General features: G+C 69.3%; 9 protein-coding genes. 8 read left to right on the plus strand and 1 reads right to left on the minus strand.

What is annotated here, in order from left to right; genetic code table 11:
- Positions 1-99 precede the first annotated feature (99 nt).
- Complete coding sequence (locus tag KVT45_RS32765) at positions 100-912, plus strand: SAM-dependent methyltransferase (RefSeq protein ID WP_217552774.1); 813 nt, start codon at positions 100-102, stop codon at positions 910-912.
- Positions 909-3,053, plus strand: coding sequence for a bifunctional diguanylate cyclase/phosphodiesterase (locus tag KVT45_RS32770; RefSeq protein ID WP_217552775.1), 2,145 nt, complete (start codon positions 909-911; stop codon positions 3,051-3,053). Before KVT45_RS32765 ends, KVT45_RS32770 begins: the two co-directional genes overlap by 4 nt.
- A 22-nt stretch (positions 3,054-3,075) precedes the next feature.
- Here KVT45_RS32770 and KVT45_RS32775 read toward each other — a convergent pair whose 3' ends face one another.
- Positions 3,076-3,399 (minus strand): L-rhamnose mutarotase, encoded by a 324-nt coding sequence (locus tag KVT45_RS32775; protein WP_308310930.1) that lies wholly within the window; start codon positions 3,397-3,399, stop codon positions 3,076-3,078.
- 245 nt (positions 3,400-3,644) lie between these two features.
- Here KVT45_RS32775 and KVT45_RS32780 point away from each other — a divergent pair, with 245 nt between their 5' ends.
- The 6 genes from KVT45_RS32780 to KVT45_RS32805 all read left to right on the plus strand — a co-directional run bounded on the left by KVT45_RS32780 (position 3,645) and on the right by KVT45_RS32805 (position 12,417).
- Positions 3,645-4,472: a FadR/GntR family transcriptional regulator gene (locus KVT45_RS32780; RefSeq protein WP_217552777.1), complete on the plus strand. Its 828-nt coding sequence runs from the start codon at positions 3,645-3,647 to the stop codon at positions 4,470-4,472.
- Between the two features lie 315 nt (positions 4,473-4,787).
- Positions 4,788-7,997: a discoidin domain-containing protein gene (locus KVT45_RS32785; protein WP_217552857.1), complete on the plus strand. Its 3,210-nt coding sequence runs from the start codon at positions 4,788-4,790 to the stop codon at positions 7,995-7,997.
- A gap of 56 nt (positions 7,998-8,053) precedes the next feature.
- Positions 8,054-9,151 (plus strand): enolase C-terminal domain-like protein, encoded by a 1,098-nt coding sequence (locus KVT45_RS32790; RefSeq protein WP_217552778.1) that lies wholly within the window; start codon positions 8,054-8,056, stop codon positions 9,149-9,151.
- A 25-nt stretch (positions 9,152-9,176) separates the two neighbouring features.
- Positions 9,177-10,577, plus strand: a complete 1,401-nt coding sequence (locus KVT45_RS32795; RefSeq protein ID WP_217552779.1) for an ABC transporter substrate-binding protein — start codon at positions 9,177-9,179, stop codon at positions 10,575-10,577.
- Positions 10,574-11,506, plus strand: a complete 933-nt coding sequence (locus KVT45_RS32800) for a carbohydrate ABC transporter permease (protein WP_217552780.1) — start codon at positions 10,574-10,576, stop codon at positions 11,504-11,506. Before KVT45_RS32795 ends, KVT45_RS32800 begins: the two co-directional genes overlap by 4 nt.
- Positions 11,503-12,417, plus strand: coding sequence for a carbohydrate ABC transporter permease (locus tag KVT45_RS32805; RefSeq protein ID WP_217552781.1), 915 nt, complete (start codon positions 11,503-11,505; stop codon positions 12,415-12,417). The genes KVT45_RS32800 and KVT45_RS32805 overlap by 4 nt, the downstream gene beginning before the upstream one ends.
- The last annotated feature ends 90 nt before the right edge of the window (positions 12,418-12,507 follow it).

Raw genomic sequence — 12,507 nt, forward strand, 5'->3', positions numbered from 1 at the left:
CCGGGAACGGACGGTCAATTTCCGTTTCGGCTCGCCCTGTTCGCAGACGATCAGTAGCCTCTGCTCGAACACCGGATCGCCTCAGCCTTGGAGAGATACATGGAGCGTCCCGCCTGGGCCCCACGAAGCATCGACATCTCGGTGCCGAGCGTTTCGCGTATCTACGACTACTACCTGGGCGGTTCGCACAATTTCGAGGTCGACCGGGAAGCGGCCCGCAAGGCGATGACGCACCTGCCCGGCCTGCCGAAGATCATGCAGGCCAACCGGGCCTTCATGCGCCGCGCGGTGCGCCACGCGGTGGGCACCGGCATCGACCAGTTCCTGGACATCGGTTCCGGCATCCCCACCTTCGGCAACGTCCACGAGGTCGCGCAGGCGGCGCACCCCGGCGCCCGCGTGGTGTACGTCGACCACGACCCGGTGGCCGTGGCGCACAGCAACGCCGTCCTGGAGGGCAACGAGGACGCGGACGTCGTGGCGGCCGATCTCCGCAAGCCCCAGGAGATCCTGTCGAGCCCTCAGGTGGAGCGCCTCATCGACCTGAATCGGCCAGTGGCGTTGCTTCTCGTTGCCATACTGCACTTCGTGGAAGACGCGGACGACCCGTACGGGGCAGTGGCACAGCTGCGCGACGCACTCGCGCCCGGCAGCCTGCTTGTTCTCACGCATGCCTCGTACGAGGGAATCCCGTTGCCGGCGGAGCGGGCCGAGGGCGCGGTGGACGTATACAAGGACATTCGCAACCCGCTGATCATGCGCTCGCGCGACGAGATCGCGCGGTTCTTCGAGGGGTACGACATGGTGGAACCCGGACTGGTGCCGATGCCTCGCTGGCGGCCGGAGTCGGCGCCGGAGGACGAGGATCCGTATGCCTTCTCCGGATTCGCCGGCGTGGGGATCGCGGCGTGACCGCGGAGCCGGGCGGCCCGGAGGACAGACTGCGCAGGTTCGCGACGATCTGGAGCCGGGCGGTGTTCCCGGTCACCTCGACGTCCCTGACCCGCCCGGAGTTCGAGGAGCAGCTGCTGCCGCTGGCCCGCCGGCTGAGCGAGATCCTGCTGGCGCACGGCTTCGACGCCGACGAGACCCGGCAGGTGGGCGCCGCGCTCATCGACGCGCACTGCACCGACCCCGAGGCGCTGACCCGCACCCTCGACTGCGTCGACGCGTACCTGGTCCTGTACTGCGGCGAGGACGGCCCCCAGGAAGAGCTGCGGATGCGGTCCTCACGGATCCAGCACGCGATGGCCGCCGGGTTCGCCCAGGCGCTGCGCGAGCGCACGCTGGCCGAGCAGGAGGCCATCGCCCAGGCCGCGTTGCGCGCCCAGGGCGTGGTCGCACAGGCGCTGCACGCCAGCGAGGCCCGCTTCCGCGCTGTCTTCGAGGGCGCGGCGATAGGAATCGGCATCGCCGACCTGGAAGGCAACGTCCTCCAGGTCAACGGCGCGCTGCTGCGCATGTTCGGCGGCTCCGAGCAGACCCTGCGCGGCCGCAACGTCATGGAGTGGACGCATCCCGAGGACGCGCCGCAGACCTGGCGGCTCTACGAGGAGCTGGTGCGCGGCGAACGCGAGCACTACCACGTGGAGAAGGCCTTCAACCGCTCCGACGGGACGGTCCTGTGGACCAACCTGACCGTCTCCCTGCTCCGGGACGCGGACGGCGACCCGCAGTACCAGCTGGCTCTCATGGAGGACACCACCGAGCGCCGCCTGCTCAACCTCCGGCTGCGCTACGAGGCCACCCACGACGCGCTCACCGGCCTGCCCAACCGCACGCTGTTCTTCGAGCGCCTGGAGAAGGCCCTGTCGGCCGGCGAGGGCCAGCGGTTCGGGCTGTGCTACCTCGACCTGGACGGCTTCAAGACCGTCAACGACAGCCTCGGCCACTCGGCCGGCGACCGGCTGCTCGTCGAGGTCGCCGACCGGCTGCAGTCCTGCGCGACCGCGCCCGGCGAGATGGTCGCCCGGCTCGGCGGCGACGAGTTCGTGGCGCTGACCACCGGCCCGGCCACCCAGCGCGAGGTCGACGACCTGGCCGACCGCATCATGAACGCCCTGGTCACCCCGATCAGCATCGACGGCCGCGACCTCATGGTCCGCGGCTCCATCGGCATCGTCGAGGGCCCGGCGGGCGAGCGCACCCCGGCCGAGGTGCTGCGCAGCGCCGACATCACGATGTACCGGGCCAAGTCGGCGGGCGGCAACCGCTCCGAACTGGCCGACCCGGAGGCGGACGCCCGCGCGATCACCCGCCACGGCCTGACCACGGCGCTGCCCGCCGCGCTGGACCGGAACGAGTTCTTCATCGAGTACCAGCCGCTGGTCCATCTCGGCGACGGCAGCGTCCGCGGCGCCGAGGCCCTGGTCCGCTGGCTGCACCCGCAGCACGGCGTCCTCGGCCCCGACCGGTTCATCCCGCTCGCCGAACACACGGGTCTCATCGTCCCGTTGGGCCGCTGGGTCCTGGAGGAGTCGATCCGCCAGGCCCGCGAATGGCGAGAACGCTATGGCGAGGACACGGCCGCCGGTCCGCTGCGGATCAACGTCAACCTCTCCCCGTGCCAGCTCAGCCACCCCGGCCTGGTCCAGGACACGGTGGACATCCTGGAGCGGACCGGGGTGGCCCCCGACGCCCTCTGCCTGGAGGTCACCGAGTCGGCGCTCATCGGCGCCGACGACGACCTCCTCAAACCCCTGCGGCGCCTCGCCGAGATGGGCGTGGACATCGCCCTGGACGACTTCGGCACCGGTTACTCGAACCTCGCGAACCTGCGCCGCCTGCCGGTGAGCATCCTCAAGCTGGACCGCTCCTTCACCCAGAGCATGCAGCAGTTCCCGGCGGATCCGGTCGATCTCAAGATCGTGGAGGGCATCGTCACCCTGGCCCACAGCCTGAACCTCGCGGTCACGGTGGAGGGCGTGGAGACGGGTGCCCAGGCGGAACAACTCCGGATACTGGGCTGCGACACGGCCCAGGGCTGGTACTACGCCCGTCCGGGCCCGCCGGAGCGCCTGCACGAGCTGGCACTGGTGGACGCTACGGGCTGACCCGGCGTCCCCTCGGGGGCCCTCAGTCGAGGTGGAAGATCTCCTCGGCGGGGGCCCACCGTTCGTTGTCGGCAGCGGTGTCCAGCGGCTGCTGACAGGGGTCGGTGCGGGCCCACCACTCGCGGGACACCGGGTCGGCGGCGATCTCCGCGGTGTCGGCGGCGTAGTCGCTCCCCGAGTACTCGAGGTAGCTGAACAGCAGCCCGTCCCGCAGGAAGATCGAGTAGTTGCCGATGCGGGCACGCTTGAGGGCCGCCAGCACCCCCGGCCAGGCGGCCGCATGCAGTGCGCGGTACTCGGACTCCTTCTCCGGGCGCAGCCGGATGACGGCGGCGAAGCGCTGCACCTTGCTCACCTCTCTCCTGAGGGACGAACGGCGAAGAATCTGTTTCATCTGTCGAGCAGGACCCTAAGGATCAGATCCTTCCAGCGCAACGGCCCTGAGAGATGTCGCTTACAGGCGGTATCGCCCTGTCTCATCAGGCACTTGAATCCAGTTCTGTTCAACATCTTCCCTGCGCGTAACGCGGATGTCATAGTGACCACCGCCGATGAACCTGATTAATTCGAACGCAGAGGAGGGGGTACACCGTGGCCGATCCGGCAGCGGTCTCCGACGGTCCCTACCGGCCGGGGTACGAACTGGTCGCCGAACAACTGCTGGAGTACATCGCCGAGCAGAACCTGCGGCCGGGCGACCGGCTCCCCACGGAGGCAGGCCTGGCCGAGATCCTGGGGGCGTCCCGCAACGTCACGCGTGAGGCCGTCAAGGTGCTGGCCGCCATCGGCCGGCTGAGCGTGCGCCGGGGTGCCGGCATCTTCGTCGCGGAGGCGTCCGGCGGGCTGGTGGACGACCACCTGTCGCACTTCCGGCCGACGAGCATGGAAGACGTCCTGATGCTGCTGGACTACCGCACGGTGATCGAGTCGGAGACGGCCCGCCGGGCCGCCGGCCTCGCCACCCCCATCGAGGTCCGCACCATCCGCGAGGGCGCGCAGAGTTCCCTGACGGCGGCCCAGCAGAACGACGGGCACGCCTTCGCCCGGGCCGACGAGGCCTTCCACGACGCGGTGGGCGCGGCCTCGCACAACGTGTTCCTGCGGTCGAGCGTCGCCGGCGTACGGCGCCTCGCGTCCCAGTCCGACGTGCTGCTCTTCCACGGCGACGCCCCCGGCTCGCTGGAGGTCGCCGCACGGCAGCATCTCGCCATCGCAGAGGCGGTCGCCGCGGGGGAGGCCGATCTCGCGAGCGAGTTGATGGTGGAGCACATCGCCACCACGCAGAGCCAGTTCGAGCGGAAGATCCGCGACCGGCTGTTCAACCTCGGCGACCGCGCAGCCCCCGGGGCACCCGCGCGGCCGTCGTCGGACAGCGGCCCCGGGGACTCCGGCCTTCCGCCGCAGACATCGGTGTCGTAGGCCGGTCGACGCGGTGCGGCCCGTGGGTGGTTGCTCGCGCAGTTCCCCGCGCCCCTGAAGGGGCGCCAGGTGCACGCCCCTGAAAGGGGCGCGGGGCTGTATCAGTATGCGGCTCCGCCGCGTGGGCGCGACCAGCCCCCACCGGCCCGCACCCGTACGACGAAGGTCCGCACCCCGGGAACCGGTCGGACGACCCGGTTCCGATGCTTCATTCCACCAGGCGATTGGATCTCCGTGTCTCTTCTGTCTGTGCGCAGGGGCAGAGCCGTGCCCCTGCCGAGAACCCTCATAGCCGCCCTGCCCGTCGCCCTGGCGATGGCCCCCCTGGCCGTCGCCCCGGCCCAGGCGGCCCCGAAAGCGTCCGGGCTCACCGTCTACGTCTCCCCGACCGGCAAGGACACCGGCCGGGGCAGCGCCGACCACCCCTTCAAGACCCTGGAACACGCACGGGACTACGTGCGCGACGCCAAGAGCAAGGTCGACGGCGACGTCCATGTCCGGCTGCTGTCCGGCACCTACCGGCTCAGCCGCACCTTCGCCCTCACCGCCCAGGACTCCGGCAGGGACGGGCAGCGGATCGTCTACGAGGCCGCACCCGGCGCACACCCGGTGATCAGCGGCGGCAAGCAGGTCACCGGCTGGACCAAGGCCGACGCCGACGGCAAGGTGTACAAGGCGAAGCTGACCGGCCTCGACACCCGCCAGCTGTATGTGAACGGCGAGTTGAGGACGCGGGCCCGCAGCGGGAAGAACCCCGCCGGCTTCAGCAAGACGTCCACCGGCTACACCTTCACCGACAGCAGCATCAGCAGTTACAAGAACCCCTCGGACCTCGAAGTCGTGAGCTCCTGGGGCTGGAAGCTGATGCGCTGCCCCGTCGAGTCGATCTCCGGCAACACGATGACGATGCAGCAGCCCTGCTGGCACAACGCCAACCTCCAGCAGGGCCAGGAGATCCAGAACCCGACCTGGCTGGAGAACGCGCGCGAGCTGCTGGACAGCCCGGGGGAGTGGTACCTCGACAAGAGTGCCGGCGAGGTCTACTACATGCCCGAGCAGGGCGAGAACATGAAGACCGCGGACGTCACCGTGCCCGTGGTCCAGGACCTGGTCGACCTGAACGGCACCCGTGACCACCCCGTCGCGAACGTGTCCTTCCAGGGCATCACCTTCTCCTACTCCACCTGGCTCGAACCGAGTTCGTCCGACGGGCTCATCGAGGGCCAGGCCGGCTTCCGGATGGTCGGCGACGACAACCCGACCTTCGACTCCACGCGCCTGAACTGGAAGAAGACACCCGGAGCCGTCAACGTCAGCCACGGGCAGGGCGTCGAGTTCACCGGCAACACCTTCACCCACCTCGGCGCCGTCGGCCTGAACCTGAACACCGGCACCCAGCACACCGCGATCACCGGCAACGTCTTCCGCCAGATCGCCGCGACCGGCATCCAGATCGGCGGAGTCACCTGGGGCGACGCCCATCCCGACGACCCCCGTGACATCACGAAGGACACGCTGGTCGATGACAACGTAGTCACCAAGGTCGCCGACCAGTACAACGGCTCGCTGGGCATCCTGGCCGGTTACACCGACTCCACGGTGATTACCCACAACAAGGTCCACGACCTGCCCTACAGCGGCATCTCCGTCGGCTGGGGCTGGGGCCTGACCGACCAGGGCGGCAACTCGGCCTATCCGAACAACGCCGGCGTCCCGGTCTCGGACACCCCGACGATCAGCCGTGACAACGTGGTCAGCGACAACGAGATCAGCGACATCATGCAGTCGCAGGCCGACGGCGGAGCCGTCTACACGCTCAGCAGCGACCCCGGCGGCAAGGTCACCGGCAACTACATCCACGGCATCCCGGCCCCCGCCTACGGCGCCGTCTACCACGACGAGGGCAGCCGGCACTGGGAGAACACCGGCAACGCGTTCTGCGACGTCTCCTTCCAGTGGCTGCTGATGAACCACGCCCAGGACAACGCGGCGACGGGCAACTACACCACCCAGCCCGCCTTCAGCGTCCAGTACCTGAGCCAGAACAACGACGTCAGCGGCAACACCACGGTCGGCTCCTGCGACCAGCTGCCCGCCTCGATCGTGAACAACGCCGGCCTGGAGAAGCCGTACCAGCACCTCGACCCGGGTCCCGCGGTCACCGACCACCAGGCACCCACCGCACCCGGCGACCTGACCTCCGTCACCGACTTCCCGACCGTCGCCGACCTCGGCTGGAGCGCCGCCACGGACGACACCGGGGTCACCGGCTACTCGGTCTTCCGGGACGGCAAGCTGGTCAGCGCCTCCGGCAAGACCTCGGTACGCCTCTCCGGCCTGACGGCGGGTCAGACGTACACCTTCACCGTCACCGCCCGTGACGCGGCCGGCAACGAGTCCGCGCCCAGCCGGTCGCTGAAGGTCACCATGCCCGACGGCGCGGACCTGGCGCTGAAGAAGCCGGTCACCGCCTCCTCCGACTCCGAGGGCAACGTCCCGGCCAAGGCGGTCGACGGCGACCTGTCGACGCGCTGGGCACAGGGCCTCGGGCTGCCCGACCCGTCCTGGATCCAGGTCGACCTCGGCGCGTCGTACGACGTGACCGGCGCGATCACCACCTTCGAGAAGAGCAGCGGCTACAAGTACCGCATCCAGGTGTCGCCCGACGAGGTCCACTGGCAGACGCTCGCGGACCACACCGCCGAGAACACCACCGCGCAGACCGACTACGCCGACACCGGCACCCCGGTCGCCGGCCGCTTCGTACGGCTCACCGTGACCGGCTCCAGCGGAAACGGCGGCAGCATCTACGACTTCCAGGTCTACGGCACCGCCCGCACCCCCGGCACCGACCACACCGCCCCCACGGCACCCGGACAGCCCACCGCCAAGGCGCTGCTGCCCAGCCTGGTGGACGTCAGCTGGCCGGCCGCCACCGACGACACCGGCGTGACCAGTTACGTCGTCTACCAGGACGGCACGCGGATCGGTGTCACCGGCGACACGACCTACCGGGTCGCGGGCCTGAAGCCGGGGACGAAGTACTCCTTCACCGTGGTCGCCCGCGACGCCGAGCTCAACGCCTCCGACCCCAGTGCGGCGGCGGAGGTCACCACCCCGTCCGACGACGACCTGGCCCTGGACAAGACGGCGACCGCGTCCTCCGACTCGGAGGGATACGCTCCGGCGAAGGCGGTCGACGGCGACCTGTCGACGCGCTGGGCGCAGGGCCTCGGCCTGCCCGACCCGTCCTGGCTCCAGGTGGACCTCGGCAAGGACACCAGTGTCTCCGCCGTGGTCACCACCTTCGAGAAGCCGAGCGGCTACAAGTACCGCCTGGAGTACTCCGCCGACGGCGAGAACTGGTCGACCTTCGAGGACCACACCGCGGACAACACCGTCGCGCAGACCAACTACTCCTTCGCCGACGAGCCCGTCACCGCCCGCTACCTGCGGCTGACCGTCACCGGCTCCAGCTGGAACGGCGGCAGCGTCTACGAACTCCAGGCGTACGGGGGCTTCTGAGCCGTCCGCTCCCGGCCGCCGTCGCCATCCCCTTTCCCACAGAAACGAAAGCCAGGATGAAGATCACCCATGTCGAAGTACACCGGATCGACGTTCCGGCGGCCAGCCCGCCCTTCCGCTGGCGGGAGGGTCTGAGCGGCAGCGCTCCGGTCGGCGACGGCGCGGTGCTGCGCATCGGCACGGATGAGGGGGCCGAGGGAGTGGCCCTGTTCGCCCGCCCGGGAGCCTTCACCACCCTCACCGAGCTGGTGGACCGGGTCTTCCGCGAGGAACTGGTCGGGGCCGACCCGTTCCAGCGGGAGTGGCTGTGGCACCGGGTGTGGGAGCTGGACCGTATCCACGAACTCCCGCTCCCCACCCTGGGCCTGATCGACATCGCCCTGTGGGATCTGGCCGGCCGCTACCACGGCCAGCCGGTCTGGCGGCTGCTCGGCGGCTTCCGCGAAGCCATTCCCGCCTACGCGTCGACGTCGACGTTCGCCACCACCGAGGAGTTCCTCGACGTCGCCGACCAGTGCCTGGACCTCGGCTACCGGGGCATCAAACTGCACGCCTGGGGCGACGCCCGCCGCGACGCCGAGCTCTGCCTGGCCCTGCGCGCGCACGTCGGCCCGGACGTGCCCCTGATGTACGACGGCTCGGCCGGCTTCGACCTGCCCGACGCGATCCGCCTCGGGCGGGCCCTCTCCGAGGCGGACTACCTCTGGTACGAGGAGCCGATGCGCGAGTTCAGCGTCTCCGCCTACCAGCAGCTCGCCGCGGCCGTGGACGTCCCGCTGCTGGTCGCCGAGACCTCCGACGGCGTCCACATGAACTCCGCCGACTTCATCCGGGCCGGCGCCGCCACCTTCGGCGTCCGGGCCGGCACCACCCTGCGGGGCGGCATCACCGGCGCCATGCGCACCGCCCACCTCGCCGACGCCTACCGGCTCCGCGCCGAGGTGCACGGTTCGGACATCCCGAACCACCACCTGTGCATGGCCATCTCCAACACCACCTACTACGAGTCCCTGGTGACCGCGACCACGGTCGTGCGCGAACGCCACGTGGACGACCGTGGCCTGGTCCACGCCCCCACGGGACCCGGCATCGCCCTTCCCCTCGACCTCGGCTACGGCAGCGAACTCCTGCCGTTCGTCGAACAGCCGCGCTGACCGGCAAGAACAGAAAGGCAAGACGATGAGGTCTTCCACGTCCATGAGAACTGGGGCCCCGAGACCGGGCCGCCACCGCACCGCACTGCGCACCGCGGCCGCCGCGCTCTCCCTGTCCACCGCGGCGCTCCTGGCCGGCTGCGCCAGCGCCGACACCACCGCCCAGTCCTCCTCCGGCCAGGCGACCTTCAAGCCGGCCACCCAGAAGGACGGCTCGCAGATCACGGTGTGGACGGACTCCACCCGCCTGCCGTCGGTGCAGAAGTACCAGAAGGCACACCCGGACGTGAAGATGGACATCGTCACGTACGACGGCGGGGCCGACGGCTCGACCTACCTCCAGTCCAAGGTGCAGCTCTTCGACCGCACCGGCAGCGGCTGGCCGGACGTGGTGTTCGGCTCGCCCACCGACGTCACCTGGGCCTCGGAGCCCACCAAGCCCGGCGTGCAGCCGTTCGCCGCCCCGCTGGACGACAAGCTCGTCCCGCAGAACACCCTGGACGGCTTCGCCAAGGGCTCCCTGACACCCTGTCAGTTCAACGGCCACACCTACTGCCTGCGCAACGACATCGCCCAGGTCGTCCTCTGGTACAACAAGTCCCTCATGGACAAGTGGGGTTACCAGGTCCCCACCACCTGGGAGCAGTACGAGGCCCTCGGCAAGAAGGTGGCCAAGGAACACCCCGGCTACCTGGTCGGCTCGGTCGGTGACACCAACTCCCACGAGTCGTACTTCTGGTCCGGCCAGTGCCCGGCGTTCGACCTGGTGAAGCCGGACACCCTGCGCACCGACCTGCAGGACCCGGACTGCACCCGCACGGCGAAGCTCCTGGACGGCCTGATCGACGCCAAGGCCGTCACCACCAAGGGCTTCTTCAGCCAGGGCTTCGCCAAGGAGAGCGGCAACAAGGTCCTGATGGCGTACGGCCCGTCCTGGTACGGCCAGTACCTCTTCAAGGCGGCCTTCAACGCCCCGGCCAAGCAGATCGCCGCGGCACCCCCGCTCACCTGGGAGGGGGAGACGAAGGCGGCCACCGGCAACGTCGGCGGCGGGGTCTGGATGGTGTCCTCGCACAGCGCCAACCTCAAGGCCTCCACGGACCTGGTCACCTGGCTGACCACCTCCGACGAGAACCAGGCGTCCGCGCCCACCTACCCCGCCTACACCGAGGCCGCGCAGGCCTGGCTGAAGAACCCCGCCAACAGCGACTACTTCGCCAACGACGTCAGCGAGGCGTTCCAGCAGGCCGCGGACGAGGTGTGGACCGGCTGGTCGAACACCAAGTTCTCCGACGCCACCGCCTGGTCCAGTGTCGTCCTGCCCGCGCTGACCGCCGGAAAGAGCCTGACCGACACGCTGCCGGCCTGGCAGAAGGAGATCAGCAACGAGGCGAAGGCACACGGATACAAGGTGGAGAACCAGTGACCCTGCTGGAGACCGAGCGCGTCGCCGTCTCCCCGCTGCGCCGCGGCACCCAGCCGCGGCGCGGCGGCCGCGGCCGCGCGGGCTACTGGTTCGTCGCCGGCTACGCGCTGCTGCTGCTCGCCTTCGGCATCGTCCCGACCGCGTACTCCTTCTACCTGGCGTTCACCAACGACCAGGGCCGGTTCACCGGCCTGAACCAGTTCGTCAAGGTGGTCCAGGACTACCGCTTCGGGCCGGCTTTCACCCACATGCTGATCTACCTGGTGCTGTGGCTGGTCACTCTCGTCGTCCTGGTCGTCCTGGTCGCGGTGATCCTGCGCAGCCGGGTCCGTCCCGGCACCTCCGCCCTCTTCCGCTTCCTCTACTACATCCCCGGCGCCCTCGCCGGCGTGGCCAGCGTCCTGGTCTGGCTGTTCATGCTGGACCCGGACGTCAGCCCGGTGTCCTGGCTCCTCAAGAGCCTCGGCATGCAGACCTTCGCGGCCGTCCTCGCCCCCGCGAACCTGCCGTGGATCCTCATGCTCATCGCCTTCTGGACCGGCGCCGGAGGCTGGATGGTGGTGATGTACGGGGCGCTCAACAACATCCCCGACGAGGTCATCGAAGCGGCCCGGATGGACGGGGCGGGTCCCTGGCGGACCGCCTGGCACATCCAGATCCCGATGATCCGGCAGTGGATCGTCTACATGACCATCATGGCGTTCGCGACCGGCACCCAGCTGTTCGTCGAGCCCCAGCTGCTCCAGACGGCCAGCCTCGGCCGGGTCAGCCCCACCTGGTCGCCCAACCAGCTCGCCTACGTGTACGCCTTCCAGCAGGGCGACTTCAACGGTGCCGCCGCCATCTCCGTGGTCCTGCTCGCCGTGGGACTCCTGGCCGCGGGCCTGCTGGTCGCCCGCTCGAACCTGTTCAAGTTGGATGAGTCATGACGCAATCAACTCTCTCCCCGGCAGCGCCGATCCGACGCGCCCGGCCGGCACGAGCCCTCTCCTTCCTGATCGTGGCCCTGCTCCTGGCCTTCCTGCTGGTGTTCTTCGTCCTGCCGGTGATCTGGCTGCTGCTCGCCCCCTCCAAGACGGCCGGGGAGGTGGTCCGCGACAACCCGCTCTCCTTCGGCTCGTTCGGGCAGATCGGCGCGGCCTGGCACCATCTCTTCGCCTTCCAGGACGGCGCGATGCTCACCTGGCTGAAGAACTCGGCGATCTACTCCGGCGGTTCCCTCGTCCTGACCCTCGCCGTCAGCGTCCCGGCCGGCTACGCCCTGGCCCTGACGAAGTTCAGGGGCCGCAAGACGCTCCTCGTGATCACCCTGGTCACCATGATCATGCCGCAGGCCACTCTGGTGCTGCCGGTCTTCCTGGAGCTCAACCGCTTCCACCTGATCGGCACGGTCTGGTCGGTGATCCTGCCCTTCTCCTTCTACCCGTTCGGCGTGTACCTCGTGTACATCTACTTCGGCAGCAGCCTGCCCAGGGACCTGCTGTCGGCCGCACGGATCGACGGCTGCACCGAATGGCAGCTCTTCTCCCGCATCGCGCTGCCCCTGGCGAAGCCGGTGATCGGCCTGGTCGCGTTCTTCAGCTTCGTAGGCAACTGGAACAACTTCTTCCTCCCCTACCTGGTCCTCCCGAACAGCAACGAGTTCCCGGTCCAGGTAGGCCTGAACCAACTCCTCACCTCCACCCCGTCCTTCAACCCGGTGGCAGGCGCGGGCCTGAACATCACCATCCCCGAACTGGCATTGGCGATCATCATCGCGATCCTGCCGGTCCTGGTCCTTTTCCTCTTTTCTCAACGCACCCTGGTGTCAGGGATGCTGGCGGGATCGACGAAGGAGTGACCGGTCCTTTGAAAGGCGCGCCGCCTACAGCGCCCCTTTAGGGGCGCGGGGAACTGCGCGACCAGCCACAACGAGCCCGCAGCCCGCCAC

The organism is Streptomyces sp. GbtcB6, assembly GCF_019091475.1.
Classification (GTDB): Bacteria; Actinomycetota; Actinomycetes; order Streptomycetales; family Streptomycetaceae; genus Streptomyces; species Streptomyces hyaluromycini.